Genomic DNA, 19,267 nt, shown 5'->3' with positions numbered 1-19,267 from the left:
TATTTCCCACACTTAAAAGGGCCTGCATAGCATACACATACAGACCCTTTCCCTTATTTCCTGTTATTTTTCTACGATTACAGATTCATGGCAGTCTCATAAGCCGCCCAGATCGCATCCATCACATTTGTAGGCTGCTGCGCGTCACCGATCAGGTGTACGTGCTCCCCTTTGATCTTCTCATAGAGGGACTGGTTCGGGATATATCCGACCGATACAACAATATGGTCTGCCGGAATCTCGTGTTTTACCTTCAGTCCCTGAGGTCCTACCGCAAACATGCGTTTTGCCCTGTTGGCCGCATTCGGGTAGTTCTTCTCTGTTTCGATAACCGTTGCAATACCATCCTGATAGCTCTCGACAACCGCATTTTTAATCACTTTTACTTTATAATAATCGAGAATCTCCATCAGCATATTATAGTTAGCCGCTGACAGACCGAACGCGTTCAGGATTGTCTCCGCCATCTCCACGATTGTGACTTTTTTACCTTCTCTTCCAAGCAGGTAGGCAATCTCACATCCTGTCAGGCCCCCGCCGACAATGATTACATTGTCGCCTTTGATATCTGTATTCCTCAGAGTATCAATCGCATATGTCACATTCTCTGCATCGAATCCGGGGGTATCCAGCCTTCGTTCCGCTGCACCTGTCGCCACAAAGATTTCATCATATCCTGCCGTCATTTTTTCTGTTACTTCTGTATTCATATGTACGTTGACCGGCAGGTCCGTCATTTGCTTCTTATACCATTTCAGCAGGTTCTTGTCGTCATCTTTAAAATCAGGCGTTGCAGCCGCAACGAATACTCCGCCGAGTTCCCCTGTCTTTTCATAGAGGTCCACGTCATGGCCGCGCAGTGCACAGACTCTTGCTGCTTCCATACCGCCTAAGCCTCCGCCGATGACAAGGACTTTTTTCCTGACATCCGCAGTTTTTAATTCATAACTCTTCTCACGTCCGCAGGCAGGGTTCACTGCACAGCTGATATCCTTCCCCTGGAAGATCCGTCCCAGACAGCCCTGATGGCAGGATATACACGGACGGACATCATCCAGCCTTCCCTCATAGAACTTATGTCCAAGCTCTGCATCGGCAAGCAGCGGGCGTCCCATTCCGAGAATATCCATTTTCCCTTCTGCAATTGCCTCCTCGGCAAGATCCGGGTCATCAAAACGGCCCGCACAGACCACAGGAATATTCACGGCCTTCTTAACCTCTGCGACATCCTTTAAATTGCATGCTTTAGGCATATATACCGGGGGATGCGGCCAGAACCAGGAATCATAGCTTCCATTGTCACAGTTCAGCATATCATATCCGAATTCTTCAAGCTTCTTCGCAACAGTGATCCCCTCTTCCAGACCCCTGCCCTTTTCCTCGAATTCCTCCCACGGGAGTGCACCGCGGTTAAAGTCTTTTACATAGCTTCTTACGCTGTAGCGGATAGAAACCGGAAAGTCTTTTCCACACTTCTCTTTGATCGCCTCTACGATCTCCCTCGGGAATCTCAGGCGGTTCTCAAGGCATCCGCCATATTCATCGGTACGCTTATTGTAGAACCCGATTGCAAACTGATCCAGCAGATAACCTTCATGGACGGCATGAATCTCAACACCGTCGCCCCCGGCCTGCTTTACAAGGTAAGATGCCTCTGCAAAGTTTTCTACATATTTATGGATTTCTTCCTTCGTAATCCCGCGGTTCTTCACTGTCGGGTCCCATACATTCTGAATCGGGGCCGGTGCGGGAAGTATCTTCCAGTCAGTTTCACTCTCCAGATGCGCCGCGCGTCCTGTCATCGCAGTCAGCTGGACAAACATCTTAGAACCATATTTATGGACTCCGTCCATCAGATACTTCATCTCTTCTACATATTCATCCGGGAAACATACAGGCGTACGCACCGGAATCGGGATAATCGGGACTACCCCTGAAATAATCAGCCCCGTTCCGCCCTTTGCACGCTCGATGTAATAATCCGCCCCATCTTTCGTATAGGCCGCGGTCTTCTGATTCATAAGGCGCGGTGAGAAAACTCCCATCGGCATCATGGCGATACGGTTCGGCAGTTCAACACCTCCTACCTTAATCGGGGAAAATAAATGTTCATACTTTGTAGACATAGGCATCTCCTTCCATCCTCTTGGATTGCTCAGTTTTACGAGCAATTTTTGATCCGTTTATTGTTCTGTTAAAATAATAACACTTCTCCCCTATAAAATCCATTGACACAGAATACAATTCGGCGAATGTTATTTTGTGAAATATGTCCAATTCTGATTTGCTGTATTGTCAAAAACAGAATCTGCATGTTATCCTAGTGTATATAAAGCAGGTCCGCCCGTTACCGCCCCCTTGCGGGGCGTTCACAGTAACGTCCGCTTTGCCGTATATAAGGGGGAATATTATGAAACCACAGACAAACCGTCAGAAACAGGCTCTGGCAACCAAACAGAAAATCTTTTCCTGTGCCTTGTCTTTATTCGCACAGAAGTCATACGAGAGTATAACAGTTCAGGATATCTGTAATGAGGCAGAGGTATCTGTAGGTGCTTTCTATCATCATTTTCAGAGCAAGGATAACATTCTGGATGAGGGTTACCGGCTCTTTGACCAGCAGTCTGAAGAAGCCTGGAATCAGGGACACCCCGATGAACCGCTTGAAGCTATCCGGTTCCTTATAATGGAGCAGGCCCATTCAATGGAAAATATGGGTGCAATGGCAGCGCTCCAATACTTCAAGCATCAGCTTTCCAGCAATGAAAAGTATATCCTGAACCCTGACCGCTTTTTCTATCAGACCATCCTGCATGCCGTTGAAGCAGAAACAGAGACAGGAACCCTTCACGGTGATTCTACTGCGATTACAGAGGATATCCTTGGAGTTTCAAGGGGACTGATTTATGACTGGTGCCTTCATGAAGGGAGCTATACACTTTCCGAACGGTCACAGAGGATTCTGGATATGATAATTAGTTATAATAAAGAATAAATAATATATGCTTTGCGCTGTTATTACTCTTGTTGTAATGCTTATAAAACGCAAAAAATAGCGCCCCTGCTCTGGTAAAAGGCGCTATCTTTATAACACTTATTTTCCGGCGGTCAGGTGTACGCTGACCAACGGTTCTCTTGTTAAGTATATTATAGCAAAGTATACAAAATTGTCAACAATAAACGAACTACCTAAGCGTTTCTCACATTGTCCGGGCAGATGTAATCAAACCTTGATGACACTATATATTAATTTTTATTTTTCGTTCGTCCGAGTAAGTAATCAACAGATACGTGATAATAATCTGCTAATTTTGCAAAGACTTCTACCGGAACATTTATTTTCCCTAATTCATACTTTGAATAAGTAGTTTGAGTTATATTGAGGTATTCTGCTAATTCAATCTGAGTTTTATCACTGTCTTCCCGCAAATTGCGGATATTTTCATAAACCATGAGAGTCCCTCCTTATCTTTTTATTATAAGAAAGTCTCATTGCGACTATTGGAAAATAGTCTTACCATGACTATAATGAAAGTGGACAAATTTAATCAAGTCTTTCGGGTTAGGACAAGAAGATTACTGTTTAGAGGGATTTTAAGACGTATAAAAGATTATCAGAATAGGGATGTTAGAGATACTTTCTCCTCTTCCCCTTGATATATAAGGATTCAGACAAAAAAATTATCCATAGAATATTCTATGGATAATTTTTCGTAGTGACTCCAAGGGGAATCGAACCCCTGATTCCAGCGTGAGAGGCTAGCGTCTTAACCGCTTGACCATGGAGCCATGTTTTATTTCGCTCTCACAAGCGAATTTCATTATACTATACCTTTTTTAATAATGCAAGTACTTTTTTCAACTTTTTTTGATAACTTTTTACGAAGGCTGCCGATTATACCCACATGGCACTCACCGCAGCCTTTTTTATATTATGGTTTCTGTGAAATTATATTACTCTTCTCCCTGAAACTCCTGGATTGCAGCTTCAATCCTGCCTTTTACGGACAATCTTTCAATTGCCTTTGGAGCTACCATAATCTTAAGCCCCTGCTTTCTGTTTTTTATCACGACTTCATCATGCTCTCCTCCGAATTCACCATCCAGCGTCCACGGGATTTCTTCCACGGATTCAAACTTGATGCTGCCTGTACGGAAGGAATACATATGTGCAGAGTCAATCTGCTTAATCACCAGAGATCCGATGATTTCGTTGAGCTCGATCGGATTCTTCGGTGTCTTAATCAGTGTCACCTCGAATTCTCCGTCATCGAATACGACATTTTTCCCGATGATTCCTTTGAAGCCTCCTACCGATCTTGAATTGGTCACCATTCCGAATACAAAATCATCCTCAAGTGTCTCCCCGTCATGGGTTACTTTTATATGATAAGATGGGATGTTGAAAATACGTTTGGTTCCTTCCAGCACATAAGCCAGATGTCCCAGTACGTTTTTCATACTCTGCTTTGTCTCGTAGGATACGTCTGTAAACAGGCCAAAAGCTGCAATATAGACAAAGAAATCGTCGTTGAAGATTCCGACATCACACGGAAAAGGGACTCCATTTGCCGCTGTGTCAGCCGCTTCCAGCATGTCTTTAGAGATATGGAGGCTGTTGGCAAAGTCATTCGTCGTTCCTGCTGGTATGTAGCCGATTGGAACCTGTTTCTCCCTTTGGGCCATTCCTGTCACAACTTCATCCAGAGTCCCGTCCCCGCCGCTGCATACGACAATATCATAATCATCCGTATAGGAAATCGTCTTGCTCAGTGCATCGTGATACCGCTGTGTGGGATAAACCGTCACTTCATAGCCGCCCTTTACGAAAATATCCAGCACCTCTGACAGCTTTGGCTTCAGCAGGCCGGTCCCTGCGTTCGGATTATAAATAAAAAGCATTTTCTTCATAGCTTACTTCCTCCGTCTAATATCACTTAAACTTCATTTTCATGTACTCATTATAAAAGAGGCTGTACAAAAGCACAACCTCTTTCTTGTTCTTTATTATATTATAAACCTGGCCGGATTATTTCGAATCTTCTGAAAAAAAAGATTTAATTCCTTCTGCAGCCTTCACTTCATCTTCGCCCTCTGTTACTACTGTGAAAGTCTCACCTTCCTTGAGTGTCAGACTCATCATTCCCATAATACTTTTTGCATTTATCTGTTTTTCGTCAATATGGATATATACTTTGCTTGCATACTGGCTTGCCTCCTGTACCAACAAAGCAATAGGTCTACCGTCAAGACCCTGTTCCTGCTTAACAACAACCGGTGTTTCAATCATAATAATCCTCCTTGTTTTGCCTAACCTTTTCTGCCATCTCACCTAACTTGCGAAGCCTGTGGTTCACTCCAGACTTACCGACCGGCGGTGATAAGAGTTCTCCTAACTCTTTCAGTGTCGCATCAGGATGAGAAAGGCGGACAAGCGCTATTTCTTCCAATCCTTCCGACAATTTTTCAAAACCTATTGTATCTCTCAGATATGTAATATCTTCTACCTGCTTAACTGCTGCAGATACGGTTTTGTTAATGTTGGCAGTTTCACAATTTACTTTACGATTTACGGTGTTGCGCATTTCTTTTAAGATACGGACATTCTCCAGTTCCATTAATGAAATGTGCGCCTCCATAATATTCAGGATATCCACTATCTGGGAACCTTCTTTCAGGTATACAACATAGGACCTCTTCCTCTGGACAATCTTGGCATCCATCGAAAATCCGCAAATCAGTTCTTGTATCTGGCGTGCCATTACCGGTGACGCACAGACAATTTCGAAATGATATGACTTGTTGGGGTCACTCATTGAGCCTGCCGCTAAAAATACCCCTCTGATAAAAGAACGCCGGCAGCAGGTCTGCTGGACTACAAGCGGATTCACTATATGAACCTCTTCAAATCCTGCCTGATGTTCGTCTATCAGCTTCGTTGCCTGAAGGATACGAAGGGCGTCATTATGCCGTCTGACTACGACTGCATAGGAAACACTTTGCTTCGGAATATTCCTGCGGATAGAGATATCAGCTTCTATATTAAATGTTTTTTCGATTAATGTAAAGCACTTTCTTGCAACAGCAAGATTTTCCGAATGAATTTTTACACTGTAGCGGCCGCAGCTATTGATGACAATCGACCCGCACATGCTGATCAACGCGGCTAATTCAGCGATCTGGCAGTGCCTTGCAGTACTCCACTGTTTCGATAGTTCTTCCCTTACATTCCCTGAAAATGACATAATGCTCTCCTGTATTATTTTGCCTTTGTGATTGCATCTTTCCCGATATCCCGGTGTTCAATACGCACTCCATAACTGTCCTTCGGTTCCAGAAACTGGTGCAGGGCATTTGCAAGCGTGACTGACCGGTGCTTCCCACCAGTGCATCCGACAGCGATGACCAGCTGGTTCTTCCCCTCCAGTATATAATTGGGAATGAGGAAATCCATCATGTCTGTAAGCTTTGCAAGGAATTCCCTCGCTTTGTCATTATCCATGACATAATCCCTGACTTCCGGATCATTTCCCGTCTTCGGCTTTAAATCTTCTATATAGTAGGGATTCGGGAGAAAACGGACGTCAAATACAAGATCTGCATCCTGAGGTATTCCATATTTAAATCCAAACGACATAACTGTAATGTACAGGTTCTTGAAATCCTTCCCCTCTACGAAGATTTTCTCAAGCTCCAGCCTCAGCTCCCTTGTCAGCATCTTACTTGTATCAAGTATATACGTGGCCTGCATTTTTAAGAACGCAATCTTCTCTCTCTCTTTTGCAATCCCGCGGTCAATATGACCTTCCCCTCCCAGGGGATGCTGGCGCCTCGTTTCTTTATATCTCTTCACGAGAACGTCATCTCCGGCATCCAGAAAGAGAATCTCATAGTGTATCCCCATCTTGTCAATCAGAGCTAAGTTCTCTTCCAGTCCTCTAAATGCCTGACCGCCCCGGATGTCAATTCCCAGAGCGACATTTTCGATCTCCGTATCCGGGGTTGAAAGCATCTCTGCAAACTTCGGCATAAGCAAAATGGGCAGATTATCCACGCAGAAATATCCCATATCCTCCAGCATCTTCAAGGCAGTTGATTTTCCAGCGCCCGACATCCCCGTAACTACTACAAATCTCATCTTAGAATTCTCCTATCCTCTTCACTTCCGGTTCCAGCCTGACTCCCGCGTTTGCTTCCACCTTGTCTGCAACCTGTTCCATCAGAGAAACAATCTCGGCCGCAGTCGCACCGCCTTTGTTGATCACAAAGCCACAGTGTTTTTCCGAAACCTGTGCATTTCCTACCTGAAATCCCCTTAAGCCTGCATCCTCAATCAGCTTCCCTGCAAAAAAGCCCTCGGGACGCTTGAATGTGCTGCCCGCACTAGGGTATTCCAGTGGCTGTTTCGTTACACGCTTGTTTTTCAGTTCTTCCATATATGAACGGATTTCTTCTGCATCTCCCTTTTCAAGACGAATTACGGCCTCCAGAACTACATAGTTTTCCCGGGCAATAATACTGGTCCTGTAACCCAGTTCCAGTTCTTCCAGTGACAGGGTCTTAATCTCCCCATCCTGAGTCAGGACCACTGCACGTTCAATCACCTGTTTCATCTCGCCGCCATAGGCACCCGCATTCATCATTACGGCTCCCCCGAGTGTCCCCGGGATACCGGATGCGAATTCCAAGCCTTTCAGGCTGTGTTCCAACGCCTCTGCCGCAACCTTCGAAAGCAGCGCACCCGCCTGTGCATAAATCAGATTTCCCTCTGTCCGTATCTGATTCAGATTCTTATAGATCTGGATGACCACCCCCCTGTATCCTTTGTCTCCCACCAGAAGGTTACTTCCGTTTCCTAAGATATAATAAGGAACCCCCTCCTGTCTGCAGATTGCTATCGTGTCCCTTATCTCCCCTGTACTGCGGGGAACCACAAAATAATCCGAAGGGCCCCCGACACGGAATGTAGTATGCCTGCTCATAGGCTCATCTTTCAGAACCTGTTCTGCTCCAAGTAAGTCACATAACTTTTCATATAAAACCATAAACGTTCTCCAATTCTCTAATTTCCTAAACTTTGTATTGCAGCTATGCCGCGCTTCTTTACCCAAATCATACAACAAACCTTACCGTATTTCAACCTGTGACCTAAGAAAAGAGTTTCACCTGACATTCCATTTTTCGCCCCTGCCAGCCATGATAAAGCGCCTAATGCTTGCAAAATCTCCCTAAATGATGTATATTAATTTCGTGTACATGCTTTTGGCAACAGAGCAATTAAAGGAATAAAGGAGTGAACAGATAATTGGACTCGAGTGATGCCATACAATTTGTTATATTAATCGTATTATTACTACTGTCTGCATTTTTTTCATCAGCGGAGACAGCGCTGACTACCGTAAGCAAGATACGAATGCGTTCTCTTGCGGAAGACGGCAACAAGCGTGCAAAGGTTGTTTTAGATGTTACGGAGAATCATTCCCGTAAGATGCTGAGCGCCATCCTGATCGGCAACAACATTGTCAATATTTCCGCGTCTTCACTGGCCGCTACGCTGGCATACAGCTTCGGCGGATATATGGTGAGTATCGCAACTGCAGCACTTACAGTTGCAATCCTTGTATTTGGAGAGATTACCCCGAAGAGTATAGCGACGCTGCATTCAGATAAGCTTTCTCTATCTTATATACGCGTGATACGGCCATTTATGACCATTATGACGCCTTTTATATTTATTATTAATCTATTCTCCCGTGGTATCCTGTTTTTATTCCGCATTGACCCCAATGCAAAGAATAACGCAATGACGGAGGATGAGCTCCGGACGATTGTGGATGTAAGCCACGAGGACGGTATCATCGAATCGGAAGAAAAAGAAATGATCTACAACGTGTTCGACTTAGGCGATGCACGTGCAAAGGATGTCATGGTGCCCCGTGTGCATGTGACATTCGCAGATGTGAACAGCACTTATAAAGAGCTGATCGACATTTTCAAGGAGGACAAGTTTACGCGTCTTCCCGTTTACGAAGATACAACAGATAATGTCATCGGTACCATTAACATGAAGGACCTGCTTCTTTTCGATAACAAGGAGCATTTCTGTGTGCGTGACATTCTCAGGGAAGCCTATTTTACCTATGAATATAAGAACATTTCCGAGCTCCTTGTGGAGATGAGGGATGCTTCCTTCAATATTGCAATCGTTCTGGACGAGTACGGTGAGACAGCCGGCCTGATCACACTGGAGGATATCCTGGAAGAGATCGTGGGCGAGATTCACGACGAATACGACGAGAACGAGGAAGAATTTGTAAAGCAGTTAAATGAATATGAATATATTATTGAAGGCTCCATGAGTCTGGACGATGTAAATGACCGTCTTGACTTAGAACTGGAGTCTGAGGATTATGATTCCCTCGGCGGATTTATTATCGAACATCTTGACCGTCTTCCTGAAGTTGGTGACGAAGTTACAAGTGAACATGGTATACGGCTCGTTGTAGAAACGCTGGATAAGAACCGTGTTGAAAGTGTACACGTCTATCTGCCTGAGAAGACAGAATCCGATGATGAAGAATCCGATGATGAAAATATGGAATCAGAATCAGGAGTTTCTACAGAAGCTTAAAAAATATAACAGTTCTCCCTGCATTTCCTTAATGGAATGCAGGGATTTTTTTATTTTCCAAAACATTCCGGTGGCGGGGTAACTTCTTTTGGATTCCAACATATTATAAAATAGAACAATGTGAAAGGAATTATACTTATGCCTTATTCAATCATGTTAGATGCCGGCCACGGGGGGCGTGATCCCGGTGCTGTATACAACGGGCGTCAGGAAAAGGATGATACGCTCCGCCTTGTACTGGCTATAGGGGAAATTCTTCAGAATAATGGAATCGACGTGCAGTACACCCGGACAACGGACGTATACCAGTCTCCATATGAAAAAGCAATGGAGGCCAATAATGCCGGTGTCGACTTTTTTATTTCCATACACCGCAATTCCTTCCCCACGGATAATGTCGTATCCGGGGTAGAGTCACTTGTATATGACAAATCGGGAATTAAACTCGAAATGGCAGAAAACATCAATGAGCAGCTGGAATCTGTTGGTTTTGTAAATCTCGGCGTAAAAGCCCGCCCAAATCTGGTCGTACTCCGGCGCACCCGCATGCCGGCCGTGCTGGTAGAAGTCGGTTTTATCAATTCCAATACCGATAACCAGCTTTTTGATGATAATTTTAATGACATCGCCCAGGCTATCGCGGACGGAATCCTCGACACTCTGGAGATGGATCATGAGATCGACCCGCCCGGATACAGAGTACAGGTCGGTGCCTTCCGCAACCCTACTTACGCCAACAGACTGCTGAACGAACTATTGGAACAGGACTTCCCTGCTTCGATTATAGATTCAGACGGATTCTTCCGGGTGCAGGTTGGTAATTATGATACACTCGATGACGCAACCGAAATGGAACAGCGGCTGAAACGGGCGGGGTATCCGACTGTGATTGTCAGCAGGTAAGAAGGTTTGGCGTCATGGACAGAATTAAAAATCCGGAGTTCAGTATCAATTTCGAACTCCGGATTTTTTTATTCCTTAAATTCGCAACGGCATTTTGTTTTTTTCTCTTTTTGTGGTAAACTGGTTATAATTATGATTGTTCTTCTGATATACCTTTATGAATCCTGTATATCAGGGAATGGAGGAAAGCTATGGAAAGTATGGAGCAGATAAGTACAGGCCTTAAGGGTGCTGATGAAGTCATTGATACCCTCCGCCCCGGAGATAATATCATCTGGCAGGTGGATTCTTTTGAAGCCTACTCATTTGTGGTGGAGCATTTTGTGCAGCAGGCCGCTGCTGATCACAGACGTCTTGTTTATATTCATTTCGGCTGCCACGCGCCGCTGATAGATAAGGAAGCGCTCCTTGAAAAGGGTGCTGATTTTGAAATGTTTACATTGGATGCCGGTATGGGATTTGAATCTTTTACAAGCAGTGTCTACCAGATTATCACTGCCGAAGGGAAGAACGCATTCTATGTATTCGATTGTCTGAGCGAATTGCAGGAATTCTGGTGCTCCGACCTCATGACGGGAAATTTCTTTCAGGTTACATGCCCTTACTTATTTGAGCGGGATGCTGTCACATATTTTGCACTTTACAGGAATGCCCATACGCAGGACACGATTGCCCGAATCCGGGAGGTCACACAGCTTCTTTTAAACTTATACTATATTGACAGCCGCTACTATCTGCATCCACTGAAGGTGTGGAAACGTTATTCTCCTGTTATGTTCCTCCCTCATCTTCTGACAGAGGTCGGTTCGGAATGTATCACGGACAGTGCAAGCTCCGCGGAACTATTTTCCAGACTCCAGATCCATACTAAGAAGCTTGATTACTGGGATTTAAGTTTCGAGGAAGCGAAGCCTTACTTAAGCGCATCCCTTGCCGAGCAGGCTTATGTAAAAGAAAACCTGCAGAATCTCCTGATTGGTAAGCGGTCACGCATAGCAGCACTAAGCAGAGAATTCTTTACACTGGAGGATTTGATCCAGATCGGGAGCCGGGAGATCGGAACGGGTTACATCGGCGGAAAATCTGTCGGTATGCTTCTGGCCCGCAAGATACTGGAAACAAAGAATCCGGATTTTTATAAAGAACATATGGAGCGGCATGATTCCTATTATATAGGGTCTGACGTCTTTTACACTTATATCGTCCAGAATGGCGGCTGGAGGCTCCGCATGCAGCAAAAAACCGGTGAAGGATACTTTACTGCGGCAGCAGAGCTTCGGGAAATCCTGCTGAGCGGGCATTTCCCAACTACCATTAAAGAGCAGATCATGGTAATGCTGGAGTATTTCGGGCAGTCTCCTATTATCGTGCGGTCCAGTTCTCTTTTGGAAGATAATTTCGGGAATGCGTTTGCAGGAAAGTATGACAGCTTTTTCTGTCCGAACCAGGGAACCCCGGAGGAAAGGTACGATGCTTTTCTGGATGCCGTACGAAAGGTTTACGCCAGCACAATGAGCCGTGAAGCGCTGGAGTATCGTCAAAACCGAGGTCTGGCAGATAAGGATGAGCAGATGGCATTGCTCGTGCAGAGGGTTTCCGGTGATTACCACGGAAAGTATTTCTTCCCGCACTGTGCAGGTGTCGGAAATTCTTCCAACCTCTTTGTCTGGGATAAGAACACAGATCCGTCCAAGGGAATGCTGCGCCTTGTGTTCGGAATGGGAACACGGGCCGTGGACAGGGTCAATTCCGACTATCCGCGCATCGTTGCGCTGGACAAGCCGGAACGCCCGCCCCTGCTGGCCTACGGGGATGAAAGAAAGTTCTCACAGCATTATGTGGATGTAATTAATCTGGAGGAAAATGAATTCCAGACTATTCCGATTGAGTCGGTCAGGGGACTTCCGTTAAAGACGAATGTCAGGCTCTTTATGGAACCAGATTTTGAGCTTGCAAGACATTTCAGGGAAACCGGGCACCGGAACCGGAATGTCCCGGATATCGTCAGTTTTACACGGCTGCTGAGGCATACAGATTTTCCGAAAGCACTGGAAAATATTCTGGCAATTTTGTCTCATACCTATGATTACCCAGTGGACATTGAGTTTACCTGTAACTTCAATAAAGAGGAACACTACCGCATCAATCTTCTTCAATGCCGCCCGCTCCAGACGAAGGGGCTGGGCAGGAAGATTGACTTTCCTGAGAACGTAGACCGGGAACAGGCTTACTTTTCTTCAAAAGGAAACTTTATGGGCGGAAATGTCCGGCTTCCGGTGCATTATTTCATCTTTGTAAGGATCAAGCCATACCTAAAGCTGACCGAGCCACAGAAGTACGCTATAGCGAACCAGATCGGAACACTGAATCATATATTAAAGGACAGACATGCCGTGCTCATCGGCCCTGGCCGCTGGGGTACAACAACGCCTGCCCTAGGAGTTCCTGTCCGGTTTACAGATCTCTGTAACATGAACGCCATTTGTGAGGTTTCCTATGAAAAACTCGGGCTCATGCCAGACCTCTCCTACGGAAGCCATTTCTTCCAGGATATCGTAGAGTCCAATATCTTCTATATTGCTTTGTTCCAGAATGAACGGGATGTATACTTTAATGAAGAGAAAATATTGAGACAGCCTAACCATCTGGAGACGCTGCTTGCCGGCAGTTCAGAAGAAGAGCTCTATCCTGATGTCATACACGTAACAGATATGAGGGATGAAAATATTGAAATCTATTCCGACATTGTAACACAGAGGCTGATATGCACCTGATTTAGAAGAGGCTTAAAAAAGAGACTGTATCACGCCATCAAAGGCGCAGATACAGTCTCTTCTTTATATGTTACTGTTCACAGGCACGCCTGTAAACAGTAACCTTTATATAGCTTTCCCAGACTTTGCCGTCCTCCTATTTGATAACAAGATTCTCAGCTTTCATCACATCAATCACCTGATCTACATATTTTTCACAAATTTCATCGGTTGAAGCCTCTACCATGACACGGATCACAGGCTCTGTACCGCTTTCTCTTACAAGGATCCGGCCGTCAGTTCCAAGTGCCGCCGTCACATCCTCTACTGCTTTCTGTACAGCCGGATTCTCCCGTGCTGTCTTTTTGTCTGTTACGCGGACATTTTTCAAAAGCTGCGGGTAAATCTTTACTTCTTCGCATAATTTTGCCAGTGACTGTTTTTTCTCCATGATAACTTCCATGATCATGAGAGATGTCAGGATGCCGTCACCGGTCCTTGCATGTTTGCTGAATATGATGTGCCCGGACTGCTCGCCGCCCAGCACATAGCCGTTCTGAAGCATATTTTCATATACATACTTGTCGCCCACGGCTGTCTGTTCGTAATTCATGCCTATCTTGTCGCAGGCTTTGTATAATCCTAAATTAGACATGATTGTCGTTACGATTGTATTTCCCGCAAGACGCCCCTGCTCCATCAGGTACTTTCCGCATACATAGAGGATCAGGTCACCATCTACGATATGTCCATTGCCGTCTACTGCAATACATCTGTCGGCATCGCCGTCGAATGCGAATCCTACATCCAGTTTTTTATCCTTTACATACTGCTGAAGTACTTCGATATGTGTCGATCCGCAGTTTGTGTTGATGTTTGTTCCATCAGGCTCGTTATTGATGACATAGGTCTTCGCTCCCAGCGCATCATATACACTCTTTGCGATCGTGAAAGCACTTCCGTTCGAACAGTCAAGGCCAATTCTCATGTCTTTGAAAGAACGTGTAGCAAGTGAGATCAGATGACCGATATAGCGGTTTCTTCCTGCTGCATAGTCGATTGTGCGTCCGATGTCTTCCTTCGTTGCAAGCGGGAGTTCTTCAATCTCACCGTCAATATACGCCTCGATCTTCTCTTCTACCTCTGCCTCCATCTTATGTCCCTGACCGTTGATGACCTTGATGCCGTTATCATAGAATGGATTATGGCTCGCTGATATCATGATGCCGCAGTCAAAGTCTTCTGTCCGGACAACATAGGAAACACTCGGTGTTGTCGTCACATGAAGCAGGTATGCATCTGCTCCTGATGCCGTCAGCCCAGAAGCCAGTGCATATTCGAACATGTAGCTGCTTCTTCTTGTGTCCTTTCCGATTACGATTCTTGCCTTATGTTCACGTCCGAAATACCATCCCAGGTAACGGCCGACTTTAAAGGCATGCTCGACAGTCAGAACTACATTTGCTTCTCCTCTAAATCCATCTGTTCCAAAATATTTACCCATATGTCTTCATCCTCTTATCATCTAGTTTCTGGTTGCCATGCTGCTTAGGGCATACTTTCTATACCCCGGGATGCAACATTCATTAACATTATATTCTGATATGGCTCAAGTTACAACATTTTTTTATGGGCAGGCGCGTTACTGTTTACAGACTTGCCTGAGAACAGTAACTACAAGCGTGCCTGTGAACAGTATTCAGGAGGCGGTATACTAACTCTCCATTTTATTTATGATGGCACGCGCTACACACAGTCCATTCGCTGATGCCTGCTGCAGTCCTCTCGTGATGGATGCGCCATCCCCCATCGCACGCAGTCCTTTCACATTTGTCTCGAAGTTCTTATCAACCAGTACTTTATTAGAATAAAATTTAACCTCTACACCATACAAAAGTGTCTCGTCGCTGGCAATCCCCGGCGTTACCTTATCCAGCGCCTTGATCATTTCGTCAATGGCAACCATAATCCGGTGCGGGAATACCAGTGACAAGTCACCCGGTACCGCATCCTTCAGCGTCGGGGTAATATTGTTACGGAGCAGGCGCTCTTCCGTGGTCCTGCGGCCTCTTCGGAAATCCCCATAGCGCTGGAGCAGAATTCTCCCGCCGCACAGCATATTACCCAGCTGGGCTATATGTTTACCGTACTCAATCGGGGATTTAAACGGCTCCGTAAAGTTCTTGGATACAAGAAGGGCGAAATTCGTATTGTTCGTCTTCATATCCTTTGATTTATACGCGTGCCCGTTTACAACCGCAAGGCCGTTTTCATAATATTCCGTCGCAACTTCCCCGGACGGATTTGTGCAGAATACACGGACTTTATCATCAAATGTAGGCGTATAATACACCAGCTTTGCCTCGTAGAGCTTTTCATTGAGCTCTTTCATGATCTCGTCACGGACTTCCACCCGGACTCCGACATCAACCGTTCCGTTTCTGGTTTCGATATCATGCCCCTTGCAGATATGTGAAAACCATTCCGAACCCTCCCTGCCTACCCCGGAGACAATCTCCGGTGCATAATAGCTCTCACCTTTATCAGTCGTGACTCCTTTTGCGGCTCCGTCTTCTATAATAATATCTTCTACCATCGTCTTAAACAGAATCTCCACGCCCGCATCCAGCAGATGATGCTGAAGCCGGGTATAAATCTTGTACCCTTCTTCTGTTCCCAGATGCCGGATCGGACATTCAATCAGCTTTAAATTAGCACGGATTGCCTTGGATCGTATGTCAGTGATCGCCTGCTGGTCTTCAATACCATACACTTTCTTATCGGCTCCAAACTGTAGATAGATGCTGTCTGCCTCATTGATTAATTCTGTCGCCTTTTCATAGCCTAGAATCTCAGGGAGCGTTCCCCCGACATCCGGTGACAGTGAAAGCTTACCGTCTGAAAATGCCCCGGCACCCGCGAAACCTGTTGTAATCGAACATGGCTGGCAGCCGACACATACCTTTGTCTTTCGTTTCGGACACCGCCGGTCTTCAATGCAGCGTCCCTTCTCAACCATTAAAATCTTCATATCCGGCTTCTGGCGTTTCAACTCATATGCGCAGAATATACCAGACGGGCCGGCACCAATAATAATAACATCATACTGTTTCATCTTATCCCTCGGCTTTCCTACAAATACAGAATTGCAAAGGGGTCAGACCCCTGCGCAATTTCCGCACAATTCCTACAATATCAATACTAGCACACATTTTTTCACAGAACAAGGCTATACAATCCGCCTGATTTAAGGTAATATATAAGAAGTGCAACTAACTGTTCACAGTCCTGAACAGTTACACTTAATATATAACAGGCTATGGAGGGCTTTATGATTAAATTAGTAGCAAGTGATCTCGACGGCACTCTTCTGCAGGGCGGAGCCCAGAAACTTACACCACGTGCCATTGAACTGATCCATCAGCTAATAGAAACAGGCGTACGATTTGTATCTGCCAGCGGAAGACAATATGACAACCAGCGCAGGGTGTTCGAACAGATTAAGGACGAAATATCCTATATTGCCGAGAACGGCTCCATCTGTGTTCATCAGGGCAAAGTAATTGCCCGTGCCACTATTGATGACGGCCTGTGTGCCAGAATCATCGAGGAGATCAAGCGTGAGAAGCATTTTGAGATTGTGGTATCCAGAGAGGACTCCTGCTTTATCGAAAACAATGATCCGGCTTTTGTAGACCACATTGTTAATATTATGAAAAATACGACCCAGATTGTAGATGATGTTGCGGCAGTAGAGGGACCTATTTTAAAAATTGCAATCTGTAATATGAAGGACGGCCCCCACATTATCGATAAATATCTGAAGCATCTGCAGGATATGTTCGGCAGCGAAATCAAGGTCGTTACATCCGGCAACATCTGGATCGATTTTATTGCCCCCGGGGCTAATAAAGGGACTGCACTGCAGACACTACTTGATCAGCTTCATATCAGCCCGGAGGAATGTATGGCTTTCGGCGACCAGTACAATGATGTAGAGATGCTCCAGCTTGTAGGAACCAGTTATGCCATGTCCAATGCCGCACCCGGCATCTCCTATTACTCAACTTATGTCACCGATTCTGTGGAAGACGTACTTGAAGACCTGATTGGAGAAATCAATTAACCCAAAAGAAGCCGGGCGCTAATGTTGAATCATCCATTAGCGCCCAGCCTCTTTTTTCAGTGTTCTGACACCTTTTTCTGTCAATTGTCTTCCTCGTCAATGATTTCAATATTCTCCATTGCATAAGCCAGTGCCATACACATAAGTTCATTTCTGGAACGATTTGTTTTCTCTGCCCATAAATCATACTTTTGCTGTAGCCCCTTATCTATTCGCAACGTCATGTTCACGGTCTTTTCTTCTTTATATATCGGTTTTCTCGCAACTCTGAACTTCACCGGCTGCTTCTTCTCTTCCATAGACCCACCTCCAACTGTCTGGTAACTGTCTACATTATATTATGCAACAGACCCTAATAATATATTGCAAATTTGCAATGTATCATGTATTATTAGTTATATTGCAACATATGGAATATATTAACCAGGTAGGAGAAAAATGAGTAAAGAAACTTAATTTCCAGCATTTGCGAAATATAAAACAACTCATCAGGAGAGACACCATGTATGATGATAATTTTACCACAGACCCGGAAGAATTCCAAAAGATAAAAGAATTACAAATAGAAAAAGAAAAGATACTGTTTTTGGCCTTATGCTCGGAATCCGATTCGAAACTGATACTGAATGAAGAGAAGATGACAGTGAGGGACTTTGAAAGGATCACATATCTCCTGCAGCAGCTTGGCCTTCACAATTACTGCGTTGCGTTTGGAATCCGGCATTCTGACCTGCTGAAAGAACTCGGTAAACAGATTGAATATGACGTCCTGAATGATACCGCTGATGCCGATACAGAAATGTTTTTAAGAAAGCACTGGGATGATGCATTCCTTTCCCAGCTCCCGAAAGGAAAGATCCGGACATATCTGAAAAAGTTATTCGAATAATAAGACAATAAGACCTGCCGTTATTTATCCGGCAGGTCCCTTTGTTCCTTTAACCTTTTTATTTTAGTGTACCACCTGTAATGTTTCCGTCACCCCTGGTAACGATACGATGGTGTTCCTGTTATATCCAGTTTGATTTTGAACAGGCCGCCGGCATGAGGATACTGTTCCTCATCCGTATCCATTTTTGCTGTAGTGATGTAAAGTTCATTCATATCGGGGCCTCCAAATGTGCATGCTGTCACATTCTTCGCCGGAACTTCTATCTTGCACAGCAGTTCGCCGGTCTTTGGGTTCCACCTGCTTACACATCCGCCTCCCCACAGTGCGATCCAGAGCATGCCGTCGTCATCTACAGTCATGCCGTCGGGCAGCCCCATCTCCTTTGGTACCTCCACTGCTACTCTGCCATTTGAAATACTACCCTTTTCAAGATCAAAATCAAATTCCTGTACCGTATAAGTCTGGGAATCAATAAAATACATTTTCTTACTGTCCTTCGTCCAGCCAAGCCCGTTTCCCTGTATTACATCTGACAGCTTTTGTTCCGCCTTTCCATCCGTATCCAGACAATACAGACCACAGTCCGGTATTGCCTCTCCATATCCGGTATCCAGATTTTTACTCATGGTACCTGCCCAAAACCGCCCCTTTGCATCACATTTACCATCGTTGAACCGATGATCCGGATATTCCGCCTCAGGATCAGCAATCTTTTCCAATCCGCCTCCCGGAAAATCAACGAAATAATAGCCATGCTGCATTGCTGCGGCAAGTCCGCCTTTCTCCCTTACTACTGCTGCCCCCAGATTCTGGTCAAAGCTCACGTGATGTTCGATTTTCCCATCAAATGAATAAATACGGTTTCCCAGCAAATCCACAAAATAAATCGTTTTTGTAGGCTCATCCCAGCATGGGCCTTCTCCGATCAGACATTTCGCATTTAGTACTAATTCTACATTCAT

The 19,267-nt window shown here is 45.1% G+C and carries 17 protein-coding genes and 1 tRNA gene; 6 read left to right on the top strand and 12 right to left on the bottom strand.

All coding sequences use genetic code 11. The annotated features are described in order from the left end of the window. Window positions 1–77 precede the first annotated feature (77 nt). Window positions 78–2,126, bottom strand: a complete 2,049-nt coding sequence (locus tag DWX43_RS09835; protein WP_118620177.1) for an FAD-dependent oxidoreductase — start codon at window positions 2,124–2,126, stop codon at window positions 78–80. 284 nt (window positions 2,127–2,410) lie between these two features. On the opposite strand from DWX43_RS09835, the gene DWX43_RS09830 reads away from it, so the two are divergent. Next, the gene (locus DWX43_RS09830; protein ID WP_182440666.1) at window positions 2,411–2,995 is read left to right on the top strand and encodes a TetR/AcrR family transcriptional regulator; all 585 of its coding nucleotides are present in this window, start codon (window positions 2,411–2,413) and stop codon (window positions 2,993–2,995) included. Window positions 2,996–3,246: 251 nt separating this feature from the next. On the opposite strand, the gene DWX43_RS09825 is transcribed toward DWX43_RS09830, so the two are convergent. The 7 genes from DWX43_RS09825 to murB all read right to left on the bottom strand — a co-directional run bounded on the left by DWX43_RS09825 (window position 3,247) and on the right by murB (window position 8,045). Next, window positions 3,247–3,453 (bottom strand): helix-turn-helix transcriptional regulator, encoded by a 207-nt coding sequence (locus tag DWX43_RS09825; RefSeq protein ID WP_109732616.1) that lies wholly within the window; start codon window positions 3,451–3,453, stop codon window positions 3,247–3,249. A gap of 264 nt (window positions 3,454–3,717) precedes the next feature. Next, window positions 3,718–3,789 (bottom strand) — tRNA-Glu (locus DWX43_RS09820). Between the two features lie 165 nt (window positions 3,790–3,954). After that, entirely contained in the window at window positions 3,955–4,911 is a 957-nt protein-coding gene (locus DWX43_RS09815; protein ID WP_109732617.1) for a YegS/Rv2252/BmrU family lipid kinase, read from the bottom strand. Window positions 4,912–5,029: 118 nt separating this feature from the next. Further along, window positions 5,030–5,290 (bottom strand): HPr family phosphocarrier protein, encoded by a 261-nt coding sequence (locus DWX43_RS09810; protein ID WP_109732618.1) that lies wholly within the window; start codon window positions 5,288–5,290, stop codon window positions 5,030–5,032. Beyond that, window positions 5,283–6,245 (bottom strand): DNA-binding protein WhiA, encoded by a 963-nt coding sequence (gene whiA, locus DWX43_RS09805; protein WP_109732619.1) that lies wholly within the window; start codon window positions 6,243–6,245, stop codon window positions 5,283–5,285. The genes DWX43_RS09810 and whiA overlap by 8 nt, the downstream gene beginning before the upstream one ends. Window positions 6,246–6,259: 14 nt before the next feature. Further along, window positions 6,260–7,138: an RNase adapter RapZ gene (gene rapZ / locus DWX43_RS09800; protein ID WP_109732620.1), complete on the bottom strand. Its 879-nt coding sequence runs from the start codon at window positions 7,136–7,138 to the stop codon at window positions 6,260–6,262. 1 nt (window position 7,139) lies between these two features. Further along, window positions 7,140–8,045, bottom strand: a complete 906-nt coding sequence (gene murB, locus DWX43_RS09795; protein WP_118620175.1) for a UDP-N-acetylmuramate dehydrogenase — start codon at window positions 8,043–8,045, stop codon at window positions 7,140–7,142. Window positions 8,046–8,305: 260 nt separating this feature from the next. Between murB and DWX43_RS09790 the strand changes: the two genes are divergently transcribed. The 3 genes from DWX43_RS09790 to DWX43_RS09780 all read left to right on the top strand — a co-directional run bounded on the left by DWX43_RS09790 (window position 8,306) and on the right by DWX43_RS09780 (window position 13,308). Continuing rightward, on the top strand, window positions 8,306–9,631 hold the full coding sequence (locus tag DWX43_RS09790; RefSeq protein WP_118620174.1) for a hemolysin family protein: 1,326 nt from the start codon (window positions 8,306–8,308) through the stop codon (window positions 9,629–9,631). A gap of 138 nt (window positions 9,632–9,769) precedes the next feature. Beyond that, complete coding sequence (locus DWX43_RS09785; protein ID WP_118620173.1) at window positions 9,770–10,534, top strand: N-acetylmuramoyl-L-alanine amidase; 765 nt, start codon at window positions 9,770–9,772, stop codon at window positions 10,532–10,534. A gap of 191 nt (window positions 10,535–10,725) precedes the next feature. Further along, on the top strand, window positions 10,726–13,308 hold the full coding sequence (locus DWX43_RS09780) for a PEP/pyruvate-binding domain-containing protein (protein ID WP_118620172.1): 2,583 nt from the start codon (window positions 10,726–10,728) through the stop codon (window positions 13,306–13,308). Window positions 13,309–13,444: 136 nt separating this feature from the next. On the opposite strand, the gene glmM is transcribed toward DWX43_RS09780, so the two are convergent. Both glmM and DWX43_RS09770 read right to left on the bottom strand, forming a co-directional pair. Then, window positions 13,445–14,791 (bottom strand): phosphoglucosamine mutase, encoded by a 1,347-nt coding sequence (glmM, locus tag DWX43_RS09775; protein ID WP_118620171.1) that lies wholly within the window; start codon window positions 14,789–14,791, stop codon window positions 13,445–13,447. 210 nt (window positions 14,792–15,001) lie between these two features. Further along, entirely contained in the window at window positions 15,002–16,402 is a 1,401-nt protein-coding gene (locus tag DWX43_RS09770; RefSeq protein WP_109732626.1) for an FAD-dependent protein, read from the bottom strand. Window positions 16,403–16,618: 216 nt separating this feature from the next. Here DWX43_RS09770 and DWX43_RS09765 point away from each other — a divergent pair, with 216 nt between their 5' ends. After that, window positions 16,619–17,413 carry an HAD family hydrolase gene (locus tag DWX43_RS09765; RefSeq protein ID WP_109732627.1) on the top strand — a complete coding sequence of 265 codons (795 nt, stop codon included), beginning with the start codon at window positions 16,619–16,621 and terminating at the stop codon, window positions 17,411–17,413. An 80-nt stretch (window positions 17,414–17,493) separates the two neighbouring features. On the opposite strand, the gene DWX43_RS09760 is transcribed toward DWX43_RS09765, so the two are convergent. Further along, window positions 17,494–17,712, bottom strand: a complete 219-nt coding sequence (locus DWX43_RS09760; RefSeq protein WP_109732628.1) for a CopG family transcriptional regulator — start codon at window positions 17,710–17,712, stop codon at window positions 17,494–17,496. 203 nt (window positions 17,713–17,915) lie between these two features. Here DWX43_RS09760 and DWX43_RS09755 point away from each other — a divergent pair, with 203 nt between their 5' ends. Further along, a complete protein-coding gene (locus tag DWX43_RS09755; protein WP_109732629.1) occupies window positions 17,916–18,302 on the top strand; it encodes a hypothetical protein in 387 nt (128 codons plus the stop codon). Window positions 18,303–18,391: 89 nt separating this feature from the next. Here DWX43_RS09755 and DWX43_RS09750 read toward each other — a convergent pair whose 3' ends face one another. Then, window positions 18,392–19,267, bottom strand: coding sequence for an SMP-30/gluconolactonase/LRE family protein (locus DWX43_RS09750; protein WP_118620170.1), 876 nt, complete (start codon window positions 19,265–19,267; stop codon window positions 18,392–18,394).

Origin of the sequence: Clostridium sp. AF19-22AC, assembly GCF_003479085.1 — a bacterium.
GTDB lineage: Bacteria > Bacillota > Clostridia > Lachnospirales > Lachnospiraceae > Faecalicatena_A > Faecalicatena_A orotica.
This window is presented reverse-complemented; position numbering and strand designations above follow the sequence as displayed.

Excerpts from the sequence above, each read along its gene's own strand:
- DWX43_RS09835 (WP_118620177.1), bottom strand. The coding sequence starts at position 2,126 with ATGTCTACAAAGTATGAACATTTATTTTCCCCGATTAAGGTAGGAGGT.
- DWX43_RS09830 (WP_182440666.1), top strand. The coding sequence starts at position 2,411 with ATGAAACCACAGACAAACCGTCAGAAACAGGCTCTGGCAACCAAACAG.
- DWX43_RS09825 (WP_109732616.1), bottom strand. The coding sequence starts at position 3,453 with ATGGTTTATGAAAATATCCGCAATTTGCGGGAAGACAGTGATAAAACT.
- DWX43_RS09815 (WP_109732617.1), bottom strand. The coding sequence starts at position 4,911 with ATGAAGAAAATGCTTTTTATTTATAATCCGAACGCAGGGACCGGCCTG.
- DWX43_RS09810 (WP_109732618.1), bottom strand. The coding sequence starts at position 5,290 with ATGATTGAAACACCGGTTGTTGTTAAGCAGGAACAGGGTCTTGACGGT.
- whiA (WP_109732619.1), bottom strand. The coding sequence starts at position 6,245 with ATGTCATTTTCAGGGAATGTAAGGGAAGAACTATCGAAACAGTGGAGT.
- rapZ (WP_109732620.1), bottom strand. The coding sequence starts at position 7,138 with ATGAGATTTGTAGTAGTTACGGGGATGTCGGGCGCTGGAAAATCAACT.
- murB (WP_118620175.1), bottom strand. The coding sequence starts at position 8,045 with ATGGTTTTATATGAAAAGTTATGTGACTTACTTGGAGCAGAACAGGTT.
- DWX43_RS09785 (WP_118620173.1), top strand. The coding sequence starts at position 9,770 with ATGCCTTATTCAATCATGTTAGATGCCGGCCACGGGGGGCGTGATCCC.
- DWX43_RS09780 (WP_118620172.1), top strand. The coding sequence starts at position 10,726 with ATGGAAAGTATGGAGCAGATAAGTACAGGCCTTAAGGGTGCTGATGAA.
- glmM (WP_118620171.1), bottom strand. The coding sequence starts at position 14,791 with ATGGGTAAATATTTTGGAACAGATGGATTTAGAGGAGAAGCAAATGTA.
- DWX43_RS09770 (WP_109732626.1), bottom strand. The coding sequence starts at position 16,402 with ATGAAACAGTATGATGTTATTATTATTGGTGCCGGCCCGTCTGGTATA.
- DWX43_RS09765 (WP_109732627.1), top strand. The coding sequence starts at position 16,619 with ATGATTAAATTAGTAGCAAGTGATCTCGACGGCACTCTTCTGCAGGGC.
- DWX43_RS09760 (WP_109732628.1), bottom strand. The coding sequence starts at position 17,712 with ATGGAAGAGAAGAAGCAGCCGGTGAAGTTCAGAGTTGCGAGAAAACCG.
- DWX43_RS09755 (WP_109732629.1), top strand. The coding sequence starts at position 17,916 with ATGTATGATGATAATTTTACCACAGACCCGGAAGAATTCCAAAAGATA.
- DWX43_RS09750 (WP_118620170.1), bottom strand. The coding sequence starts at position 19,267 with ATGAATGTAGAATTAGTACTAAATGCGAAATGTCTGATCGGAGAAGGC.